Source organism: Pseudoalteromonas sp. JC28 (genome assembly GCF_013319255.1).
Lineage (GTDB): Bacteria > Pseudomonadota > Gammaproteobacteria > Enterobacterales > Alteromonadaceae > Pseudoalteromonas.
Genome location: NZ_QOKX01000001.1, coordinates 691,781 through 714,850 on the forward strand (window position 1 = coordinate 691,781; position 23,070 = coordinate 714,850).

20 protein-coding genes are annotated in these 23,070 nt (G+C 42.7%); 14 read left to right on the forward strand and 6 right to left on the reverse strand.

Features of this window, described 5'->3' with window-relative positions; all coding sequences use genetic code 11:
* Positions 1-63: 63 nt before the first annotated feature.
* Together DS891_RS03000 and DS891_RS03005 are read right to left on the reverse strand one after the other, a co-directional pair.
* Positions 64-510, reverse strand: coding sequence for a DUF3010 family protein (locus tag DS891_RS03000; protein WP_010604871.1), 447 nt, complete (start codon positions 508-510; stop codon positions 64-66).
* A gap of 34 nt (positions 511-544) precedes the next feature.
* Complete coding sequence (locus tag DS891_RS03005) at positions 545-1,537, reverse strand: endonuclease/exonuclease/phosphatase family protein (protein WP_174168809.1); 993 nt, start codon at positions 1,535-1,537, stop codon at positions 545-547.
* 229 nt (positions 1,538-1,766) lie between these two features.
* Between DS891_RS03005 and thrS the strand changes: the two genes are divergently transcribed.
* The 4 genes from thrS (at position 1,767) to rplT (ending at position 5,054) form a co-directional block, all read left to right on the forward strand.
* Positions 1,767-3,677, forward strand: coding sequence for a threonine--tRNA ligase (gene thrS / locus DS891_RS03010; protein ID WP_095729293.1), 1,911 nt, complete (start codon positions 1,767-1,769; stop codon positions 3,675-3,677).
* A 56-nt stretch (positions 3,678-3,733) separates the two neighbouring features.
* Positions 3,734-4,297: a translation initiation factor IF-3 gene (gene infC, locus DS891_RS03015; protein WP_095729294.1), complete on the forward strand. Its 564-nt coding sequence runs from the start codon at positions 3,734-3,736 to the stop codon at positions 4,295-4,297.
* A gap of 181 nt (positions 4,298-4,478) precedes the next feature.
* A complete protein-coding gene (gene rpmI / locus DS891_RS03020; protein ID WP_010604868.1) occupies positions 4,479-4,679 on the forward strand; it encodes a 50S ribosomal protein L35 in 201 nt (66 codons plus the stop codon).
* Positions 4,680-4,694: 15 nt separating this feature from the next.
* Positions 4,695-5,054, forward strand: coding sequence for a 50S ribosomal protein L20 (rplT, locus tag DS891_RS03025; protein WP_010376973.1), 360 nt, complete (start codon positions 4,695-4,697; stop codon positions 5,052-5,054).
* A 95-nt stretch (positions 5,055-5,149) separates the two neighbouring features.
* On the opposite strand, the gene DS891_RS03030 is transcribed toward rplT, so the two are convergent.
* Positions 5,150-5,983, reverse strand: coding sequence for an SDR family oxidoreductase (locus DS891_RS03030; RefSeq protein ID WP_174168810.1), 834 nt, complete (start codon positions 5,981-5,983; stop codon positions 5,150-5,152).
* Between the two features lie 126 nt (positions 5,984-6,109).
* On the opposite strand from DS891_RS03030, the gene DS891_RS03035 reads away from it, so the two are divergent.
* The 6 genes from DS891_RS03035 (at position 6,110) to DS891_RS03060 (ending at position 12,939) form a co-directional block, all read left to right on the forward strand.
* Positions 6,110-7,897 carry a M14 family metallopeptidase gene (locus DS891_RS03035; RefSeq protein ID WP_174169080.1) on the forward strand — a complete coding sequence of 596 codons (1,788 nt, stop codon included), beginning with the start codon at positions 6,110-6,112 and terminating at the stop codon, positions 7,895-7,897.
* Positions 7,898-7,899: 2 nt separating this feature from the next.
* Positions 7,900-8,541 (forward strand): MBL fold metallo-hydrolase, encoded by a 642-nt coding sequence (locus DS891_RS03040; protein ID WP_010604865.1) that lies wholly within the window; start codon positions 7,900-7,902, stop codon positions 8,539-8,541.
* A 111-nt stretch (positions 8,542-8,652) separates the two neighbouring features.
* Positions 8,653-9,111: an Lrp/AsnC family transcriptional regulator gene (locus DS891_RS03045; protein ID WP_010376979.1), complete on the forward strand. Its 459-nt coding sequence runs from the start codon at positions 8,653-8,655 to the stop codon at positions 9,109-9,111.
* A gap of 203 nt (positions 9,112-9,314) precedes the next feature.
* Positions 9,315-10,871, forward strand: coding sequence for a SulP family inorganic anion transporter (locus DS891_RS03050; RefSeq protein WP_174168811.1), 1,557 nt, complete (start codon positions 9,315-9,317; stop codon positions 10,869-10,871).
* A gap of 173 nt (positions 10,872-11,044) precedes the next feature.
* Positions 11,045-12,115 carry a sensor histidine kinase gene (locus tag DS891_RS03055; protein WP_010604863.1) on the forward strand — a complete coding sequence of 357 codons (1,071 nt, stop codon included), beginning with the start codon at positions 11,045-11,047 and terminating at the stop codon, positions 12,113-12,115.
* The gene (locus DS891_RS03060; protein ID WP_010376983.1) at positions 12,115-12,939 is read left to right on the forward strand and encodes a LytTR family DNA-binding domain-containing protein; all 825 of its coding nucleotides are present in this window, start codon (positions 12,115-12,117) and stop codon (positions 12,937-12,939) included. Before DS891_RS03055 ends, DS891_RS03060 begins: the two co-directional genes overlap by 1 nt.
* Positions 12,940-13,070: 131 nt before the next feature.
* Here the strand turns inward: DS891_RS03060 and pyk are convergent, their stop codons facing one another.
* Positions 13,071-14,504, reverse strand: coding sequence for a pyruvate kinase (pyk, locus tag DS891_RS03065; protein ID WP_102056869.1), 1,434 nt, complete (start codon positions 14,502-14,504; stop codon positions 13,071-13,073).
* Positions 14,505-14,947: 443 nt separating this feature from the next.
* On the opposite strand from pyk, the gene gndA reads away from it, so the two are divergent.
* Positions 14,948-16,321 (forward strand): NADP-dependent phosphogluconate dehydrogenase, encoded by a 1,374-nt coding sequence (gndA, locus tag DS891_RS03070; RefSeq protein ID WP_174168812.1) that lies wholly within the window; start codon positions 14,948-14,950, stop codon positions 16,319-16,321.
* A 98-nt stretch (positions 16,322-16,419) separates the two neighbouring features.
* Here the strand turns inward: gndA and ansA are convergent, their stop codons facing one another.
* Both ansA and sppA read right to left on the reverse strand, forming a co-directional pair.
* Positions 16,420-17,430, reverse strand: a complete 1,011-nt coding sequence (gene ansA / locus DS891_RS03075; protein WP_010376991.1) for an asparaginase — start codon at positions 17,428-17,430, stop codon at positions 16,420-16,422.
* A gap of 71 nt (positions 17,431-17,501) precedes the next feature.
* The gene (sppA, locus tag DS891_RS03080) at positions 17,502-19,382 is read right to left on the reverse strand and encodes a signal peptide peptidase SppA (RefSeq protein WP_174168813.1); all 1,881 of its coding nucleotides are present in this window, start codon (positions 19,380-19,382) and stop codon (positions 17,502-17,504) included.
* A gap of 212 nt (positions 19,383-19,594) precedes the next feature.
* Between sppA and DS891_RS03085 the strand changes: the two genes are divergently transcribed.
* The 3 genes from DS891_RS03085 to DS891_RS03095 all read left to right on the forward strand — a co-directional run bounded on the left by DS891_RS03085 (position 19,595) and on the right by DS891_RS03095 (position 23,061).
* Entirely contained in the window at positions 19,595-21,556 is a 1,962-nt protein-coding gene (locus DS891_RS03085; protein WP_174168814.1) for an FAD-dependent oxidoreductase, read from the forward strand.
* Between the two features lie 63 nt (positions 21,557-21,619).
* On the forward strand, positions 21,620-22,327 hold the full coding sequence (locus tag DS891_RS03090; protein WP_102056865.1) for a DoxX family protein: 708 nt from the start codon (positions 21,620-21,622) through the stop codon (positions 22,325-22,327).
* Positions 22,328-22,512: 185 nt separating this feature from the next.
* Positions 22,513-23,061, forward strand: a complete 549-nt coding sequence (locus DS891_RS03095; protein WP_010604857.1) for an NAD(P)H nitroreductase — start codon at positions 22,513-22,515, stop codon at positions 23,059-23,061.
* The last annotated feature ends 9 nt before the right edge of the window (positions 23,062-23,070 follow it).

The window sequence follows — 23,070 nt, forward strand, 5'->3', positions numbered from 1 at the left end:
GGAGAGAAGTGTGGAAGCAAATAAAAAGGCCAGTAGCTAAGTAACTGCTGGCCCTTGATATGATTATTCTTCTTTGCCGTATGTTTTACGAAGAATATAAACATAGGCATTGATGAAAGCTTGCTCTTGAAACTTTTTCAACCCAGTGTCTTCATAGTCAACAGGAATTGGGTTTCTTTTTAATTGCTCTTTAACTTCAGTGCCAGAAAGTAACTGCACGTCCACGCCTGAAATTAACTGGATTGCAGCTTCCATTTTAAAACCAGCCGCACTACCTGCGAATTTACCTTTGTGTGGGCGCTGACGAATGGCGATAGAATCTACGCCGTAATCTTCTACTAGTTTTGCAAAGTCGAATTGGAACTTGCGCATTTCATCAAGTTCTGTCCCTTGGTTACTTAACGTAAAGCGGCGCTGACGAATGTCTCTAATATCAAAAACATCATCTTCTTTCGTTAGCATACAAAGCAGAGCTTCGCTGCCTGAAATTTCAACCCCAAGTGTTCTCATTTTCGTGTCCAGATTATGCAAAAATTGAATTATCTCACAGTGTTATTTCTATTGCTATCGCTGCATGGTCAGAATAGCAAATATCTTCGTCCATGCGCTTTGGATCAAGGTGAGCATCGTAACTGTAGTAATGTAACGACTTCACCCTGGGCGTTTCTCGGTTGGGATTGAACTCTTTTGAACAAAGAATGTAATCAAGTACGTTACCTTCACCTTGATAGTAATGACTGGCTGGTTTTTCTTTGTGGTTGTTGTCGGCGTAAAGAAAACTGTCAAACAAACCGACATTATCAAAGCCATTACTAGCAAGGACGGGTGGAAAGGCTTGCGTCATAAAAGATAATGCCGGGCTGTCTAATGCATCATTGAAGTCGCCCATCACCAATGTTGCAGCTTGTTTCTCCCTTTGTGTTTTTAATGCATCGTAATAAATGATGGAAGCTTCGAGTGAACGTGAGATCTGCGACTGCATCGTACCTACGGTTTCGTGAAGCAATGTAAGTAGCGGGTCATCTTGATTGGAATCTCCCAGCATGTGGGCCATTGAATGTACGCGTTGAGACTTAAAGTGCACGGCATAACACGCGAGTAACCCAAAGCCTGGAATGTCGAACTTGCATTTTATCGGGGTGCGATTGAATTTAAACTGATGTTGATTATTAAGGTATTCGAGTAATTCGGGGCAGGGCTCTAACGGCGCAAAGGATTTAAATGGTAGTTTTGATGCGATAGCGACCACGGGTTTAAACAGTACCGACGGGTAGACGTGATCAGGACTTGGCGCATCTACAGTGGCAAAGTGGACAAGACCCAAGTCTTCGCACAGCATCTGTAAGCTATCAGGTGAGAAGACCTCTTGAAACACAATGACATCGGGGTTTATATGCTGAATGAGTCCCGTAATAAACTGAGTTTTGGTTTGCCACTGTGTTTCATTATAGTGCTCATGAAGTTGATAAAAAGAATAAGGCGGCGCTGCAAAATTTAGTAGATTAAAGGTTGCAAACCGATAACGCTTTTTGGCCACGAATAATCCCAAAATAGTTTTTGTAAATTAATAGATTAATTTTAGCTCTAGGCTTGCACTTAGCCAAGTAACACGCGAGAATAGTGGCTCTTATTCGAAAGTCCTCGGATGAGCCGCGATAATTCGCGCAAGACAATGCTTATTCGTAAAAGCGTTGATAGGCACACTTTAAAATTAATTAAATACATGTGATGCATTGTAGGTGTCACCACTGTAAATAGGATTTATCATGCCAGTTATTACTCTCCCTGACGGCAGTCAGCGTATTTTTGAAAACCCTGTCACTACTCTAGAAGTCGCTCAAGACATCGGTCCTGGCCTTGCGAAAGCAACGATTGCTGGCCGTGTAAATGGCGTTCGTGTTGATGCTTGTGACCTCATCGAAAATGACTCAGCGCTTGAAATCATCACCGCAAAAGACGACGACGGTCTTGAAATTATTCGTCACTCGTGTGCGCACTTGATTGGTCACGCTGTAAAACAATTGTTCCCAGAAGCTAAAATGGCGATTGGTCCTACTATCGACAACGGTTTCTATTACGATGTTGACTTAGAGCATTCGCTTACTCAAGAGGACCTTGAAGCGATAGAAAAGCGTATGTTGGAGTTGGCAAAAACCGACTACGACGTAGTAAAGAAAAAGGTGAGCTGGCAAGAAGCGCGCGATGCATTTGCAGCACGCGGTGAAACCTATAAGATGGAAATCCTAGACGAGAATATCGCGAAAGATGACCGCCCAGGTTTATATCACCACGAAGAATATGTTGATATGTGTCGTGGTCCGCACGTACCAAATATGAAGTTCTGTCACCACTTCAAGATTATGAAAGTGGCGGGCGCATACTGGCGCGGCAACTCAGAAAACAAGATGTTACAGCGTATCTACGGTACAGCTTGGGCTGACAAAAAGCAGCTAAAGGCGTATCTTAAGCGTCTAGAAGAAGCTGAGAAGCGTGATCACCGTAAAATTGGTAAAGCACTCGATCTGTGGCATTGGCAAGAAGAAGCGCCAGGCATGGTATTTTGGCACAATGATGGCTGGAGCATTTATCGTGAGCTTGAAGATTTTGTTCGCGAAAAACTACGCGAATATCAGTACGAAGAAGTAAAAGGTCCGTTGATGATGGACCGTGGTTTGTGGGAAAAATCAGGCCACTGGGACAAGTATTCAGATGCCATGTTCACGACTGAGTCAGAGAAACGTGAGTATGCTATTAAGCCGATGAACTGCCCAGGTCACGTGCAGATCTTTAACCAGGGTCTAAAGTCATACCGTGATTTACCATTGCGTATGGCTGAGTTTGGTTGTTGTCACCGTAATGAACCATCTGGTGCACTACATGGTTTGATGCGTGTTCGTGGATTTACACAAGACGATGCGCACGTATTCTGCACAGAAGAACAGATCATGGACGAAGTATCAGCATGTATCAAAATGGTGTATGATACGTATTCAACTTTTGGCTTCGAAAAGATCGTTGTTAAATTATCGACGCGCCCTGAAAAACGTATCGGTGAAGACGAAATGTGGGACAAAGCGGAAGCTGCACTTGCAGATGCTTTGAAAGCCAATGACATCGAGTTTGAATATTTACCTGGGGAAGGTGCGTTTTACGGACCGAAGATTGAATTCACGCTATATGACTGTTTAGAGCGTGCATGGCAATGTGGTACAGTGCAATTAGACTTTGCACTACCTGGCCGTTTAGGGGCAACATATGTTGCGGAAAATAACGAGCGTAAAACCCCTGTTATGATCCACCGCGCAATTCTAGGCTCACTAGAGCGCTTTATTGGTATCCTAACGGAAGAATACGCTGGTCAATTCCCAACTTGGCTTGCACCAAAGCAAGTTGTGATCATGAATATCACGGACAAACAAGCCGATTATGTCCACGAAGTTGTACAAAAGTTGAATAAACTTGGAATAAGAGCTTGTGCCGACTTGAGAAATGAGAAGATTGGTTTTAAAATCCGCGAGCATACTTTAAAACGTATACCTTATTTACTAGTGGTGGGTGATAAAGAAGTCGAGCAACAAGAAGTTGCAGTAAGAACCCGTACTGGTGAAGATTTAGGTAAATTCTCGGTTGACGATTTCATCGCGAAAGTTAGCGAAGAGATTAAAAATCGACTATAAATATAAACTTGCGTGTACTTTACTTTTTCTGGTGCACGCATTTACTTTTGAATTTTTTGGAGGAACGTACCATTAGAGGCGGCAAAAAAGGGCAAAATAACGCTCAGAAAAATCGTATTAACGAAGAGATTACAGCGAAAGAAGTTCGCTTAATTGACGCTGAAGGCGAGCAAGCTGGCATTGTCTCAACAAGAGACGCACAAAACATGGCGGAAGAAGCCGGTCTAGATCTAGTTGAGATCAGTCCAAACGCTGAACCACCAGTTTGTAAAGTGATGGACTACGGTAAGTTCCTTTTTGAAAAAGCAAAAATCCAAAAAGAACAAAAGAAAAAGCAAAAGCAAATTCAGGTTAAGGAAGTTAAATTCCGTCCTGGTACTGATGTTGGTGATTACCAAGTTAAGCTACGTAGCCTTCGCAAGTTTCTTGAGGGTGGTGACAAAGCTAAAGTCACAATTCGCTTCCGTGGTCGTGAAATGGCGCACCAAGAAATTGGTATCGACCTGTTAAACCGTATCAAGACTGAGTTGGAAGATATCGCATCTGTTGAGTCTTTCCCGAAAAAAGTGGAAGGTCGTCAGATGATAATGATGATGGCACCTATTGCTAAAAAGTCTTAATCTCGGCATAATACGTATCGAATTTAACGCAGGTCTCAAGTGCTAACGCCACCTGCGTTATCCGGTTCTAAAGTAAGGTATTGATCCTTCACCGGTTTTAGGTAGTAAGCTAGGCCTACAAGTGAGTTTATCTCCGCCTACTTACATTGTGTTAAAGCAATATCATTCGGAGTTATTGCAAATGGCTTATAAGCTAAAATCACACAGAGGTGCTGCTAAGCGCTTCAAAAAGACTGCTTCTGGCGGTTACAAGCGTAAACAGTCGCATCTTCGTCACATTCTGACTAAGAAATCTTCAAAGCGTAAATTACACCTTCGTGCTAAGTCTATGGTTCATAAGAATGACCTAGGCCTAATCGATCGTATGTTACCATTCGCTTAATAGAGGATATCAGAAATGGCAAGAGTTAAACGCGGCGTAGTTGCACGTGCACGTCACAAAAAAGTATTAAAGCAAGCTAAAGGTTACTATGGAGCGCGTTCACGCGTTTACCGCGTAGCTTTCCAAGCGGTAACTAAAGCTGGTCAATATGCTTACCGTGACCGTCGTGCTAAGAAACGTACTTTCCGTCAACTATGGATTGCTCGTATCAACGCAGCTGCACGTCAAAATGGTCTTTCTTACAGCCGTTTCATCAATGGCCTTAAAAAGTCATCGATTGAAATTGATCGTAAGATCCTAGCTGATATCGCAGTATACGACCAAGTAGCTTTCGCAGCACTAGTTGCTAAAGCAAAAGATGGTCTAGCTGCTTAATAAGCGGAACTAGAATTAGTCTTAGGACTAAACCTGGTATTGAAAAGGAGCCTTTGGCTCCTTTTTTAGTTTTATATTCGTTATAAACTCTAACGTTAGCGGTTTTTTATTAAGATTTTATCCAGCATCTTACTGCTCAATATTCGTTTCAAGTATCCCATCAAATAGGTCGGAAACGTGACGTAATATCTTGGCTTTGCAGTCTTAGCACTCAGCGCGTGTTGCAGCACTTTATAAACAGCTTCTGGCCCCAAAGTGAATTTTTGCGGAGCTTCTTCTGAGCTTAAGCGGTTAAGCTGCGCCTGATATGCATTGCGATGTACGCTATTTTCGTGATCGATATTCGCTAAAAAGGCGTGTTTCGCGTTTTCTCTAAATTTAGACACGATTGGACCTGGCTCTATTAGGCTAACTTGAATATTGCTACCTGAAAGCTCCATGCGTAGGGTATCGGTAAGTCCTTCAAGTGCAAATTTGCTCGCGTTATAGGCGCCGCGATATGGCAATGCGACTAATCCAAGCACGGATGAGTTATGAACAATGCGGCCTGCGCCTTGCCTACGCATTTGCTCAACTGCGAGACAGGTGAGCGTATGCCAGCCAAAAAAATTAACTTCAAATTGTTGCCGTAACACGTCTGTAGGCAAGTCTTCTACCGCACCAGGTTGGCCGTAGGCTCCGTTATTGAATAAGGCGTCTAGCTGACCATTTGCGATTGTCAAAGCTTGGTTAAAGCCATCGTTTATACTTTGCTCACATGCTAAATCTAGCAGAATACATTGAATGTTTGTGCCTTCAAATTTATTCAAGTCTTTTGCATTTCTAACCGAAGCAATAACTTGATATCCTGCTTTTGACAATTGCACAGCGCAGTAATAACCAATCCCGCTAGAACAACCTGTGATTAAAATTGATTTTTGTATGCTCATTTGATCCCTAAAGTTATGGTTATCTGCGATTAACTGCAAATTTTTGTTGAATCACCGCACATTGTAAGCCGATATCTAAAATATTGATATAATTGGCAGATAAAAGCAGAGGAATAGAGAAATATGATGAGTTCCAGCATTATTATGCTTACTGCAATGCTAGGTATGAACGGTCATTTACCACCCTTGATGGAGTGGCAGGGCAAAAGCGAACAACTATTACAACAACAGGGCCCATTAACGACTGATTTTGAACTAAGCGGTGCGATAGATTCTCCTAATTACGCAGATACGATGGCATTTGTTGACCGCCTAGTGGCTGCCAATCCGACCCAATTTAAGCTAGAGACCATTGGGTTTAGCAATAGTAATCGCGCAATTAAGATGATTGTTGCAACGGAGCAGGGCGGTGATAAATCAAATGTTATTAATAATGGTAAGCCAACCATTTTAGTACAAGCTGGTATTCATGCCGGAGAAATTGACGGCAAAGATGCCATGTTTATGTTGCTTCGCGATGTTGCAACAGGTAAGCGCCGTGATATTTTGACGAAAGTGAATTTACTCTTTATCCCTATTCTCAACGTCGATGGGCATGAAAGGCGCAGTGAGTTTAACCGTATAAATCAACGCGGTCCGACCGTTATGGGCTTTAGGACCAATGCCAATAACTTAAATCTGAATCGTGATTACACTAAATTGGACACGCCAGGAGTCAAGGCGGTCATGCAGGTAATTAACGAATACAATCCGGATCTGTACATTGATGTTCATGTAACGGATGGCGCAGACTACCAATACGATGTCACTTATGGTTTTAACCCGACTTTTGCAAGTGAGTCACCGGCAATAGCTGAGGTGTTAGAGAATCAGATTTCGCCACAAATTAATGCAGCGCTTGCTGCTCAAGGACATATTCCTGGTCCACTTGTGTTTGTGATGGATAAACGAGACTTTAAAAAAGGGCTGGCTGGATGGGTGGCAACGCCGCGATTTTCAAATGGTTGGGGAGATTTAAAGGGACTGCCGACTATACTGGTAGAAAATCACTCATTGAAACCCTATAAGCAGCGTGTACTGGGCACCTATGTGTTTATGGATGGCGTTATCAGTGGCCTCTCAAGCAATATTCAGGCATTACGAGAAGCGGTTCAAAAAGAGGCCGAATTCACACCTAAACAATTGGTAGTTGAACGCAGCTATGCAAAAGAGCCCGACTACATTCAATTTAAAGGCATCCAATACAAGCAGTTTGAAAGTGCATTGTCTGGTCATTTGGAAGCTAAGTACTTAGGCGAGCCACAAAACTATGAGAAGCTGCCAATTTATTGGCAGAAGGAAGTAAAAACAGCGGTGAATGTACCTGAGCAGTTTTACATTCCACCCGCATACCCTGAAGTGGTCGAAAAATTAAAACTGCATGGAATAACCGTTTCTACATTACCAGATGGAACGGTAGTGGAAAAAGTAAGTCAAGCTACAGTAAAAGACTACAAGTTCGATACTGCTCCTTTTGAAGGGCGCTTTAGAGTGAATGCGACTTTCGACATTAAGGAGCTCTCAGATAAGGTCGATCTCAGTGGGTGGTATAAAGTGGCAACGGCGCAAAAATCTGGAGAGCTGGTGACTCACTTACTACATCCAGAAGCGCCTGACTCATTTTTTGCTTGGGGGGAGTTCAATACTATCTTCCAACGTACAGAATATGTTGAAAATTATGCACTTGAACCTTTTGCACGAAAAATGCTAAAACAAAATCCAGCTATGGCATTAGCCTTTGATAAAAAAATACGTGAAGACAAGCAGTTTGCAAACGATCCAAAAGCGCGGATGGAGTGGCTTTATGCAAGAACGCCGTTTTATGATAAAGCGTATCTTAAATATCCTGTTTTGATGTCGTTTGGAGCAAACTAACCATGCAAGTGTTTACCATTCCAGTTACACCATTTATGCAAAATTGTCGTGTCATTGTGTGTCCAGAAACACAAGCCGCTGCAATTGTAGACCCAGGTGGTGAAGCGGAAAAAATTATTGCGCAGTTGAACACACAAGGGGTAGCGCCAAGCATGATTTTGCTTACCCACGCGCACCTTGATCATGTGGGAGCAAGTACAGTATTAAGTGAGCATTTTAATATCGAGATTATCGGGCCTCATCAGAGCGACCAATTTTGGCTGGAAGCCTTGCCAATGCAATCACAGATGTTTGGTTTTCCTAATCATGAAGCTTTTTTACCATCTAAGTGGTTAAATGATGGGGATAAGGTTAAAGTGGGGAACCTCGCACTCGAAGTCAGACATTGTCCAGGGCATACTCCGGGGCATGTGGTTTTTTATGAACCAAGCTCAAAACAGGTCTTAGTAGGAGATGTGTTGTTTAAAGGCTCTGTTGGTCGTACTGACTTTCCAAAAGGCGATGCAGCCCAACTAAAACAGTCTATACAAGATAAGCTGTTTACTTTGCCTGATGAGGTCGTGGTGCATTCTGGCCATGGTGAAAATACCTCAATTGGCTTCGAAAAGGCGACAAATCCTTTTATGAGTGGCCGATTTGGTTAGATATAGTGGAAGTGGCATAGTAGTGATGTGCATTTTTTAATTTGCTATGCTTCAGGGAATAACAATCAGCATCGGTTAATAGACTGGTGTGCTAATTAAACTAGAATAGATATGTCATTAAACCAAGTAGATCGCCAGATACTGGCATTGTTACAGCAAGACGCAAGTCTTTCTACCGCTGAAATCGCTGATAAAGTAGGGCTATCTCAGTCACCTTGTTGGCGTCGCATCGCTAAATTAGAGCAAGACGGCTACATCAAAGGCAAAGTTGCATTGCTGGATGAGAAGAAACTCGGATTTGATATGTTGGTTTATGCGCATGTTAGGCTTTCAAACCATGGCCGCAACAACCTTGCCGAGTTTGAAAAATTGATCTTAAGTTATGACGAAGTGACAGAGTGCTACTCTATGGCAGGCACCATGGACTTTATGTTGCGTATCATTTCGAAAGGCATTGAAGGTTATGAGCAATTTGTTCGTGATAACTTACTTAATTTAGAGTTCGTCCAAGAAGTACATTCAAATGTTACAATGACTTGCGTTAAGCGCAGCACTTCCTTACCACTTTAATGCAATTTGTTGCCCTGCTCGTTGGGTAGGGCTTCCCGTCATCTTTTCACCATTGTTCTATACTACAATACAGACCGCTTTATTAAGTTATGTATTGCAAGCGAGTTTGTGATACAGGCTTGTATCTTATTTGTTAAAGGCGCTGCTTTTTGCTAAAATCCGCCGCCTTTGTGTTCATAGTCAATTCACACCAGAGGATATTGATGTTTAATCTTATCAGCAAAGCGCCTAGCTCTGCTAAAAACGATGTACTGTCTGGGCTTACGGTCGCTTTGGCACTTGTGCCTGAGGCTGTGGCTTTCGCTTTTGTTGCACAAGTAGACCCATTAGTCGGTTTATATGCAGCATTTATTGTCGGTCTTGTGACTTCAATCTTTGGTGGTAGGCCGGGTATGATCTCGGGTGCAACAGGGGCTCTTGCCGTGGTAATGGTGAGTCTCGTTATTGATCATGGTGTCGAGTATCTTTTTGCAACTGTATTACTCATGGGGCTCTTACAAATACTCGCAGGTATATTTAAACTTGGCAAGTTTATACGTATGGTACCGCACCCTGTGATGCTAGGCTTTGTGAATGGTTTAGCCATCGTTATCTTTCTTGCGCAACTTGGTCAGTTCAAAGTACTTAATAGTGAAGGTGAGCTGACTTGGATGCAAGGGGAAACCCTTTATGTGATGGTGGGCTTGGTAGCATTGACTATGGCCATCATTCACTTTCTACCAAAGCTAACAACTGCAGTTCCGTCTAGCCTAGCGGCAATTTTAGTGGTAACTGGTATTGTTATTGGTTTAGATTTAGACGCTCGTAATGTGCTTGATTATCTGAAAGATATGTCAGGTAACGTAGATGCAACGATTGCCGGTGGTTTTCCTGCTTTCCATATTCCAGAAGTTCCTTGGACATTTGAAACATTTAAAATTATCTTCCCATACGCGCTTATCCTAGCGGCGATTGGTTTGATTGAATCTTTATTAACGCTCACGCTAATCGACGAAATCACCGAAACACGTGGTCACAGTAACCGCGAATGTATCGGCCAAGGTGCGGCTAATGTTACTTGTGGTGTGTTTGGTGCGATGGGTGGCTGTGCGATGATTGGGCAATCAATGATCAATATTAATTCTGGTGGCCGTAGCCGTTTGTCAGGTATCACAGCATCATTATTACTACTTGTATTTATTCTGTTTGCAGCAAGCCTTATTGAGATGATCCCGCTAGCGGCGTTAGTTGGTGTAATGTTTATGGTGGTATTGGGGACTTTTGAATGGTCAAGTTTTAGATTAATTAGAAAGATCCCTAAATCAGATGCATTTGTAATCGTCTTGGTGTCGGGGGTTACAGTGATTACAGATTTGGCCATCGCAGTTTGCGTTGGTGTCATTGTTTCGGCACTGGTATTTGCGTGGGAGCATGCGAAACATATTTACACCAATAATTATATTGATGAGCAAGGCTCAAAAGTGTACGAATTACACGGACCTCTATTTTTTGGGTCGGTGAAAAACTTTGCAGAGCTGTTTGACGTTAATAATGATCCAGACGACATCATTGTAGAATTTAAACATAGTCGTGTTGCCGATCATAGTGCAATTGAAGCAATAGATACGCTAGCTGAACGTTATAAAAAGGCTGGTAAAACGCTTCATCTTCGCCACTTGAGCCAAGACTGTAAAGTACTGCTAAGTAAGGCTAAAGATCTCGTTGAGCTAGACGGCCAAGCAGATCCTACCTATAAAGTGGCATCTGACAAGCTTGCTTAAGAGCGACAGTTTGAATAGATGAAGATAAATTAACTGGTTAATTTATTTCAAAAAAAGGCACTGAGGTGCCTTTTTTATTTGCGGCAGGGCGTGTAAAAACTGAGACCACCAGCAGTGAATAGAGACGACATGCTGAGATATAATCCAGTTAAGATAGAAGAGGTATAATCATTTTGAAGTGGCAATCACTGGTTGATAACAGGCAGAGATTTTTCTGGGTATTACAAATAGCTGGTTGGCTGGGCTACGCGCTAGTTAACTATATTGGCTCAAAAGTCTTTGAAATGCGGGATATTTATGTATTTGTCATCGCTTTAAATGCCTACGCAGGTTGTTTGATGACCGTACCGCTACGATACCTCTATCGTAAAATTTGGAATGCAACACCGTTGGTGCTGATATTCGTTGTGTTTACGGCGTCATATGTAACTGGAACACTATGGGCGGTCGTTCAGAAGTTTAATCATTGGGAAATTTATCGTCACGGGTATAGACCTGATGAATGGTTTTATTACTTACAGCAGGGACTAGACTCTGTCTATATCATACTCTGTTGGAGTGGGCTGTATTTTGGTATTAAGTATTACCAGTTGTTACAAAGTGAGCGTCAAAAGGCGTTGAAAGCCAATACTATGGCCCATGAAGCGCAATTGAAAATGTTGCGTTATCAACTGAATCCGCATTTTCTATTCAATACCCTTAATGCAATTTCGACGCTTATATTGGTTGAAGAAAATAAAGATGCGAATCAAATGGTCTCAAGGCTCAGTGATTTCTTGCGCCATACATTAAATACAGATCCGATAAAAAAGGTACCGCTTGAGCAAGAGTTACATGCGTTGAGACTGTACTTAGAAATTGAAAAGGTCCGTTTTGATGAGCGCTTATCTATTGAGCTTGATGTGACAGAAGAGGCTGAACAGGCGTTGGTACCTAGCTTGATCCTACAACCACTCATTGAAAACAGCATTAAATACGCAATTGCCCATATGGAGCATGGCGGCAAAATTGAAATAAAAGCGCAGGTGTTTGCCAATGAACTACTCTTGGAAGTAGGAGACAATGGTCCTGGCGCAGAATTGGAAGATGGGCAACTGAAAAGTGCACAGGGAGTGGGTTTAGCGAATACCAAAGACCGTTTAAAAACCTTGTACGAAAACAACTATTCATTTGTGCTCTCGGATAATGAGCCAACTGGTTTGAAGGTAAACATTCGCGTTCCATATGAAAGGGCGAAGAAGTAATGAGCAAAATTAGAACACTAATCGTAGATGATGAACCGTTAGCGAGAAAAGGGCTAGCGGTAAGGTTAAGAGATTTTTCTGAAATTGAAGTTGTAGAATTGTGTGGCAGTGGTCAACAAGCAATCGATCTATGCAAATCTGAGGACATAGATCTGGTCTTTCTCGATATTCAAATGCCGAACATGAATGGCTTTGAAGTAGCGAGAGCGCTGAGTGAAAGTGTTAAACCATTGCCTGCTATCGTATTTGTAACCGCGTTCGACCAATATGCTGTAAAGGCATTTGAGATCCATGCGCTGGATTACATCTTAAAACCCGTTGATGACAACAGATTAAAACAGGCGGTGGAGAAAGTGCAAAGCTATTTAAAAACACAACAAGACAATGCGCATAAGAAAAAGCTAGCCAGCTTTGTTGCAGGGATCACTGGTAATAACTGTGAAGAAATCCTTAAAAAACTTGCAACAGGAGATACAATTGAAGATAAAAAATTCCCAGAGTCGCTCGCAGTAAAAGAGCAGGGTGAAATCATTCGAGTTTCGACATCGTCAATTCAGTGGATTGATGCAGCCGGTGACTATATGTGCTTACACTGTAGCGATGGTCAGACTCATATTTTACGTAAAACAATGAAAGATCTAGAACAAGAGTTAGATCCAACGTTATTTGTGCGCGTACATCGCTCTGCAATTGTTAATACTAAGCAGATTAGTAAACTAGTCACACAAAGCAGTGGCGAGTATTTATTGGTACTTGAGAATGGTCAAGAGCTTAAAGTCAGCCGTAGTTACCGTGACAAAGTAAAGGCCGCACTCGCAAGCTAATAAAAGCGCGAGCTAAAGTGATTTGCGCCGTGTTTAGCCTACGGTGACGTAGTGTATTTTATGTGCTTGTACACTTTAGAGTATTCTAAGGAAAGATGAACTAGGCAGCAAGGCTACCTAGTTCAACGCTTTTACACTGTGACGATTTTCAGCGTGTTACTGGCGCCGATAGTTTCCATCTTATCACCGTGTGTGATGATCACTGTGTCGCCTTTTTCCAATGAGCCAGCAGCAACTAGCGTATCAAGCGCTTCGCGAACAGTTGAATCATCTGAGCATTGCGTCGAGTCAAATCTTACCGGATATACACCACGATAGAGTGATGCCTGCCCAAGTGTTGATTGATGGCGAGACAGTGCGTAAATAGGCAATCCAGAACTGATACGAGACATTAATTTTGCGGTATTACCCGATTCAGTTAGTGCGACAATCGCCTTTACTGAATCTAAATGGTTCGCAGCGTACATTGCCGACAGCGCGATAGTTTCACAGGTATCAGCAAAACGGCTGTCTAAACGATGTTTAGAGATATGGATCTGCGGTTGAGATTCAGCACCTAAACACACACGTGCCATTGCCGCGACCGTTTGCTCAGGATAATCACCAGCAGCGGTTTCTGCTGAAAGCATTACCGCATCTGTGCCATCAAGCACTGCGTTTGCAACATCCATAACTTCAGCACGTGTTGGCATTGGGTTGTCAATCATTGACTCCATCATTTGGGTGGCAGTGATCACAGTACGGTTTAGTGAGCGGGCACGGCTGATAATTTGCTTCTGTTTACCAACAAGAGCGGCATCGCCAATTTCTACACCTAAATCACCACGGGCAACCATCACCGCATCAGAAGCCAATACGATATCGTCAATCGCTTCTACGGTTTCAACCGCTTCTGCACGTTCGATTTTTGCAAGTAACTGTGCATTAGAACCTGCTTTCTCCGCCAACCCTCTAACGTAACGCATGTCGTCACCACTGCGAGGGAACGAAACCGCAATATAATCCACACCAATTTCAGCTGCTGTGATCAAATCTTCTTTGTCTTTGTCAGTAAATGCAGGTGCTGTTAAGCCGCCGCCTAAACGGTTGATCCCTTTATTGTTCGACAATACGCCGCCCACTTTAACACTAGTGTGAACCAAGTGACCTTGTACTTCTTCAACAACAAGCTGAATAAGTCCATCGTTTAATAACAGCAAATCACCTTGTTTTACGTCATTCGGTAATTCTTTATAGTCGATACCCACGGCTTCAACGTGACCTTGGCCAGGCTCCATTTTTGCATCGAGCGTGAATTTTACACCCACTTCTAAGAACACTTTGCCTTCTTTAAATGTTGAAACGCGGATTTTAGGACCTTGCAAATCTGCAAGGATCGCTACATTTACACCTAAGCGTTTAGCAATTTCGCGAACGGCTTCGGCTCTATTTTTGTGATCTTGAGCTACACCGTGTGAAAAGTTTAGTCTGACTACGTTGGTGCCGGCACGAATGATTTTTTCTAAGTTGTTATCTCTATCCGTCGCTGGCCCCAGTGTTGCGACGATTTTTGTGCGTCTAAGCATCAGATTCTCCTGTTAGCTTATCAAGGTAAGCAAAAACTTATGAATGTGTTAAAAGTAAATCAAAATTGCTGTTTTTTTACACATGCCACATTGTAAAATCACGATTTAACTAATTAGAGCATAAAGAATTATGCAAAACCCTTTTTAACACTCGAATTAAGTTATATGATCTATATGTCATCATTATGACACCGGTGTCAGTGGCCGTCAATCTCGAATATTCTACCTTACAGCTTAGGGGGACCATTTGAGATTTATCACAAAATTGGTGAATTCGTGCTGCTGTCACTATATTGCTATACAGTGAATTGTGTTAGCTGTCATATTTTGGGGACCGATATGATACCAGTGAATTGTGTGTCTCGCTGGTCAATCATGGTCGCTCAGGTATAATGCACATACACGAACGCATAAAGTTTTGATGTTACCGAGGAGGAAACTAAATGCAGGTTGCATTAGTTGGTTTGGGTGTGATGGGTAAAAACCTCGCGCTAAATCTAATTGAGAAGGGGATGACCTTAGTCGCTTATGACAAGAACCCCGAAGTAGGTGCGGAATTATTGAGTTGCGCACAGTCGTTAGGTATGGCGGAGCGCTTACACATAGTGTCTGATCTCGGTGATATGATCAGAAGATTAGAGACTCCTCGCTCGATTTTATTACTCGTTCCAGCAGGTGAACTAGTAGATAAAGTTTGTAGCGATTTGGTTGAAGCTGGAGTTGAGAAAGACGATATCATCGTTGACTGTGGTAACAGTAATTACAAAGATGGTATTGCACGTAAATTGAAATATCAGAATAAATTTGAGTTTGCCACTATGGGGATTTCTGGCGGTGCCGAAGGTGCACGCCATGGTCCTGCAATGATGGCAAGTGGTTCAGAAGGTGGCTGGGAGCGTATCGAGCCTTGGTTCGAAAAAGTTGCTGCGAGCTACAACAACGAATCATGTTTCGCGCGTGTAGGGCAATCGGCCAGCGGTCACTTTGTTAAAATGGTGCACAATGGTATTGAGTATGCGTTGATGCAGCTTATTGCCGAGCTTTATCAATTGCTACGCTTGGGGACCGGTCGCTCTCCTAAAGAAGTTGCTGAGATTTTTGAATCTTGGTCTGAAGGTAAATTAAATAGTTATCTACTTGCAATTTCTAGCCACATTTTAAGTCTAGAAACAGATCAGGGCGAGTCTTTAGTCGACCTTATCGACAATAAGGTAGGAGCTAAGGGCACTGGCCTTTGGACGGCGCAAAACGCACTGGAGCTTGGTATTGCCGTACCTTCGCTTGTGGCTGCGGTACAAGCTCGCCATCTCACCAATACTATTGATACTCCAGCTGCAAAAGAAATGACGTATGCGAATAAATCAACGCAAACAATTGAGGTTGATTTAGACGAGTTAAAAGATGCGTTTTATTTTGCCAGTTTGCTATGCTACCGCCAAGGTCTTGCACTGATTAAGGGCGCGTCTCGTGCACACCAATGGAAAGTAGATCTCAATAAAACGCTACAAACCTGGCGTGCGGGCTGTATTATCCGAGCTGATTACTTAGACGATATTGCTGAAGGTGTTGAATTTATCGATTCACTTGAGAAGCCTGCACTTGCACTACGTAGTGTTACAGGTAAAGCGGTGGCGACTGGTTTGTCTTTCCCAGTGCTTGCTGCGACGCAAACTTATATTGCAACACTGAGCACGCCAAGCAACGGACACTTGGTGCAAGCACAGCGTGATTACTTTGGTGAGCACGGTGTAAAGACACACAGTGGTGAAACTTGTCACCTTACTGATCTTGTCGATATCGAAGCAAAAGTTAGATAATAATCGACGTTCGGAGTAGTTCGAGCTGATTTAAAAGCCGTGGTGAAGATATCACGGCTTTTTTGTTGCGATACTTTTCGCTTTATTGATATCGATTACTATCGAGTTAGCTCGCCGCGCAGATTGTCTTGCATCAAATGGCGGATCGTTTCTAGCTCAAGCTGCTGGCTAAATAAATAGTGTAGCTTTGTTAAGCACGCTTCTAGTGTCATATCGTAGCCACTGATCACACCACAGTTTAATAACGCATTTCCTGTCGCGTAGCCGCCCATATTCACTTTTCCTTGAATACATTGGGTGAGGTTGATAATTACCACTCCGCGATCGCTGATTGCTTTAAGCTCAGTTAAAAAATGCTCGTCTTGTGGCGCGTTACCAACACCAAAGCTCAATAAGATTAATGCTTTCATCTCACCACGCATTAGGTTCTTAAGGATTTCTGTTGAGATCCCAGGATACAAATGCATTACCGCGATAGGTTGAGGTGAAATCTTGGTGACTTGCAAGCTTTGCTCAACGTAAGGGCTTAGCTTCCCTTCGATCAGCTGAATATTGATCCCAGCTTGTGCCAGCGGCGAAAGGTTTGGAGAGGCGAATGCATCGAAGCCATCAGCATGAGCTTTGATTGCTCTATTACCGCGGTAAAGTTTATTGTTGAAAAACAAACTCACTTCGGCGATAGGGTAGTTAGCAGCCAAATACATCGCGTTTAACAGATTCACTTGACCATCAGAGCGCAGTTGTGACAACGGAATTTGAGAGCCGGTCACTATCACAGGTTTAGTTAAGTTCTCAAACATAAAGGATAGCGCAGAGGCAGTATAGGCCATGGTATCTGTGCCATGGAGCACCACAAAACCATCGTAGTCGTGATATTTTGATTGAATGTCATCCGCGATAAGCTGCCAGTGATGCGGTGACATATCTGACGAATCAATTAACGGGCAATATTCATGAATATCAAAAAGCGGCATTTCATCGCGAGTAAACTCAGCGTTATTTTTTACCGTATCTGTTAGATATCCCGCAACCGGAACGTAACCGCGACTGGATTGCTTCATACCAATGGTACCACCGGTATAGGCGATATATATTTTTTTTCTTTTCATAAAAAAGCCCAGAATAAAATCTGGGCTCAGTATAACAATTACAGCACCACAATTGCAGTGCTTAATCGATTTTACTCAGGTGAAACGTTACACACTAAGCAAAGCGTATAGACATGGTTAGGGTCGTTAAGCTGGCCTAACATTTGAGTTTGTAGTGCTATTGTATTGCTAACGCTGTCTAGGGCATTTAATGCAGTTTTTGCGAATATTGATTGCTCAGGTACAAGGGCACTAATGGCACTTTGCACCATAGACGCACCAAATAATTGCTGCATCAGCTTTTCTTGCTCGGTGAGTGTTTGTTCAATAGTGATAACATCATACATCTCTAAATTAGCAAGACTTGCAGCCGCTTCAATGGCATCATTTTTGTTACCTAACTTATCGACTAGGCCAAAATCAAGCGCCTGAGTTGCTAGCCATACTCGTCCTTGCGCAACCTCATTAACCGCTGACTTATCAAGGTTTCGTTCGGTTGCAACCATGGAAATAAATTTATCATAGGCATCTTCAACGCCCATTTGGATTAGATTTTTATAGCCACCATCTATCCCTCTGAATGGAGATTGGCCTTTTAGTTCGGTTGTCGCGACACCATCAGAGTATATTCCTAATGAGTTTGCTGCATTTTCAAAGGTCATTATCATGCCAAATACACCAATAGAACCCGTGATAGTGCTTGGCGATGCCCAAATTTCATTAGCTGATGCCGCAATCCAATAACCGCCGGAAGCTGCAACTGAACCCATTGATGCTATCACGGGTTTTCCTGCGGCCTTTAGTGCAATAACTTCATTACGAATGGTTTCAGAAGCAAACATGCTACCACCGCCAGAGTCAATTCTTAATACAACGGCTTTCACTTTGTCGTTAAGGCGAGCCTTCTTAAGTAGTGCTGCTGTTGAATCGCCACCAATAGCTCCCGCTTTACGCTTGCCATCAGAGATTTGACCTTTAGCAACAACCACAGCGACTTTCTCGGTAAATGGATTTTCTGCAAACTCTTTAGGCGGTAACGTCGATAGATATTGACTGAACGAGACCTGTTTAAAAGATTTTCCCTTTGCATCAAGACCAACTTCATCGATCAGTTTCTGAGCAAATGCTTGATTGGTGGTTAATGCATCGACCCATTGGTTGTCGATAGCATATTTGGCGGAATCGCCTTGTGCAGCTTCCATTTTGTCTGTTAATGCTGCGAAGGTTTCATCAAAATTAGCCACATCAAAACCGCGGTTTTCGGCTACTTCTGTTTTATATTGTGTCCAAAGCGGGGTGATCCATCCAAGATTTGATTCTTTTGCTTCTGGTGACATATCGCTGCGAATATAAGGTTCAACGGCCGACTTGTATGTACCAACGCGGAAAATATGCTGCGTAACTTTAAGCTTATCAAGCGCCTCTTTGAAATACAGCGGGTACATGCCAAAACCGGTGATGTTAACCCCACCGTAAGGATGTAGAGAAATTTCATCGGCTACTGAGGCGAGATAATATTGAGCTTGAGTGTAATAAGCGCCGTGAGCATAGATTTTTTTGCCCGCAGCTTTGAATTGCGCGAGCGCGTCTTTGATATCTCGTAATTTGTCGAGATGGGCGCTATGAAGACGTTGTAAATCAAGATACATCACTGTAATGCGGTCATCTTGAGCTGCTTTATTGATAACATCAATGACATCATCTAACAAAATTTCACTTGGCTCTTCTGAATCGGCGAAAGCATCACTCATGGCCGCCTCAACTGGGTCAACATAGGTCAATTGTTCGACTATGATACCGTTTAGGTTTAAACGTAATACGCTTTTACTTTCGACCTCAACCTGATCCTCACCAGATACAATGCTTATCACTATGGCGATAAGAATGAATAAAAACAGCAGATTTAGAATTAATCGCCTAGAAAAGTTCAGTGTGGCCCAAATGCCCTTAAAAATATTCGCTATCAGTTTCAAAATGATCCCTTATGCTTAACTTCAATACAACTCTATACATTTATCATATATCAGAGCGAGTTTCATGAATAATAGAAAAACGTAACGAAGTATTTTCATGATTGAAATATCGCCAATGCTGCCAAATTCGTTAATTTCTTTCTTCTTAAGACTTGCCAAATAATAAAAAAACGTTAATGTTCACAGGTAAGACCAGTTTTGTGGGGCGGCAAATGTTAGAACAAGAACTACAACTTAAACATACCAGTTTGCGAAATCGCTTGGTAATGGGATCAATGCATACCGGGCTTGAAGAAGGGTGGCACAACCGAAAGCGGCTCGCTGCATTTTATGAAGAACGAGCAAGAGGTGGAGTGGGCCTGATCGTAACTGGTGGTTACAGTCCAAACCTACGTGGTAAGTTGACACCAATTTCTTCTTCTTTTAACTCGTTATACGATGTAATTAAACACAAAGCATACACCGAGGTAGTACATAAACACGGCGGCAAAATTTGTCTACAGTTACTACATGCTGGGCGCTATGCTTATCATCCATTCAACACTGCACCTAGTGCGATCAAAGCACCGATTAATCCATATAAACCAAAAGCAATGAGCTTAAGTGCCATCAAAGGTACGATTAAAGACTTTGCTCACTCAGCTAAGTTGGCCGAAAAAGCAGGCTACGATGGTGTGGAGATCATGGGTTCAGAGGGCTATTTAATCAATGAGTTTATGGCGGGTCATACCAATAAGCGCACTGATGACTATGGTGGTAGCTTAGAAAACAGAATGCGATTGGCAACAGATATTGTAAAAGCGGTTAGAGCGAAAGTGAGCGATAAGTTCATTATCGTTTTTCGCCTGTCGGTCATGGACTTAATCCCAAATGGCTCAACTCCAGAAGAAGTTGTGCTTCAAGCCAAAGCTTTGGTCGCGGCAGGTGTGGATATTCTTAACACCGGTATTGGTTGGCATGAGGCGCGCGTTCCAACAATTGCATCAATGGTGCCTCCTGGTGCCTACCGTGAAGCGTCACATAGGCTAAAACAGGCTGTCGATATACCCGTTGTAGCAGTAAATAGGATTAACACGCCAGATCTTGCTAATGACATTTTAGCCAAAGGTGATGCCGACCTTATTTCTATGGCGCGTCCATTGCTGGCTGATCCTGAATTCTTTAACAAATATCAAGAGCAGCGCTCGGAACAAATCAATATTTGCATCGGCTGTAATCAGGGTTGTTTAGACCACGTATTTAAAGGTAAACGAGCAACATGTTTGGTAAATCCACAAGCCGGATTTGAATTGGATTATCCACTTCAGAGTGCCCAAAGGAAAAAACAAGTACTCGTTGTTGGGGCAGGACCTGCTGGGTTGTCTGTAAGTTACTATCTCGCTAAAAAAGGCCACCAAGTTAAGTTGATTGATAAAGGTAGCGAGCTTGGTGGTCAGTTTAATTTAGCGATGCGAATACCAGGTAAAGAAGATTTCCAACATACGCTTAAATACTATGTCAGCGAAATAAATCGCTTGGGCGTTGAGCTTTGCTTAAATACACCATACGAAGAAACAATGGCAAACGCGTTTGATGATGTGGTATTTGCAACGGGAGTAAGCCCACGTATGTCGAAAATAGAATGCGCAGATGGGAAACGTGTGTTTGCCTATGACGAAGTGATTAAAGGTGAAGTAGAATTAGGTAATAAAATTGCTATTTTAGGTGCCGGTGGTATTGGCTTTGACATGGTAGCGTTTTTAACTGAACAGCGAGAACAAACGATCCCTGATTTTAAATCTCAATGGGGAATAGAATGCGAAGCGCAGCCTTCACAAGAGCAAAGGCCGATTTATATGTTAAAACGCTCTGAAGGACGTTTTGGTAAAGACTTAGGTAAGACCACCGGTTGGATCCACAGAGCCGTTGCAAAACACCACAATGTTCAGCAAATTGCAGAATGCGAATATATCAGCTTTGATAATCAAGGTTTGACCGTAAGAGTTGCGGGTGAAGAGCAACTGTTAGATGTCGATACGGTCATTGCTTGTATTGGACAAGTTTCTAACGATAGCTTGTTCGATAAAGAGGTGCTACCTGAAAATCAGCACGTTATCGGTGGGGCTAAACTGGCGGCAGCGATTGATGCTAAGCGAGCGATTGCAGAAGCCCTTCAGGTAGCAAGAAAGATCTAACGAAATAACCCAACCCAATCTGCGGTCTATACTGATAATTCAAACATCAACTATGGATCGCATATGCTTGCCAACCTACTAAAGCCGTATCGGCAACTACAACATTTATCTCAACATTTTTCTGGTATCGCGCCATTACTCATGCGCCTTATTCTCGCGCCAGTTATGATCATTGCAGGTTACAATAAATTAAATTTGGCTAATCCGGACGCGACATTTTTACAACGCCTCCTCGCCGATCCCGATATTGTCGCATGGTTTGGCAATAGTGAATGGGGCTTAGGTTTACCTTTTCCTGACTTACTTGCCTTTCTTGCCGCTTGGACAGAGTTTTTAGGTGGTTGGTTGATTTTGCTTGGCTTGCTTACGCGTTTAGTGTCTATACCGCTCATGGTGACTATGGTCGTTGCTGCAACGACGGTGCATTTGGAGCATGGCTGGTTTTCGGTAACGCCAACAAACCCAGACACCAGCGCCGCTAAAGTATTAGACTGGCTTGGCTTTGACGAAGCTAAAGTGAGCTTAGAAAATAGCGTAGCAGCGAAGCAACGTTTGGATTCAATTAAAGAGATAGTCGAAGAAAATGGCAGACCAAATTATCTCTATGAAAAAGGCAATATTGTTATTTTAAACAATGGAATTGAATTTGCGGCAACTTACTTTGTATTACTACTTTCACTATTTTTTACCGGTGGTGGACGTTATGTCAGTGCTGACTATTGGTTGAGGCTACTTATTGATAGGAAACAACGCAATTTACTTCCAGAGTAAAACGAAATATTGCAAGGATGCTATCCAGAAATCCGTGATGTCACGTGGTCGAATTTAAGGGAAAATGATAGACTACAAGCCACGTAATACCAATTTGCTTAAGTATTTGGTCTATTTCGGGACACGTATTAAGTCAAATTGGTATAATTCACGGCCATTTTGAAGGCACAACACGGGATGAGTTAATGGACGCCATAGAATTACTCTTAACACGCCAGTCAGATAGCAATCTGTCTTTTCCTGGACCTAATCCAGCTCAGTTAGAAATCATTAAAAAAGCAGCACTAAAAGTGCCAGATCATGGTGGCTTAACACCGTTTAGATTTATTACAGTTGAAGAAAAAGGCCGCGAAAAGCTAGGTGAAATCTATTATCAAGCGGCGGTGAAAGAGCTGCAAGAGCAGCGGGTGATAGATAGAGCGAGAGAGCTACCAGAGCGCGCGCCTATGTTGATCATCGCAGTATCTCCTTATCAAGAACATCCAAAAGTGCCTCGTATTGAGCAAATTCAAAGTGCCGGTTGTAGTGTACTTGCTATGCAGCAAGCCGCTTTTGCACAGGGGTTGTCTGGTGTGTGGCGAACGGGTTACTTTGCCCAGAGTCCAGAAGTGAAAAAGCAACTTGGTCTCGATGAAAAAGATGAGATCGTTGGCTATCTTTATTTAGGTACGCCTACGGTGCAGTGTACAAAGCCAGTAAGGCATAAACCAGAAGATTTCTTTAGCAGTTTATAAGGATACGCA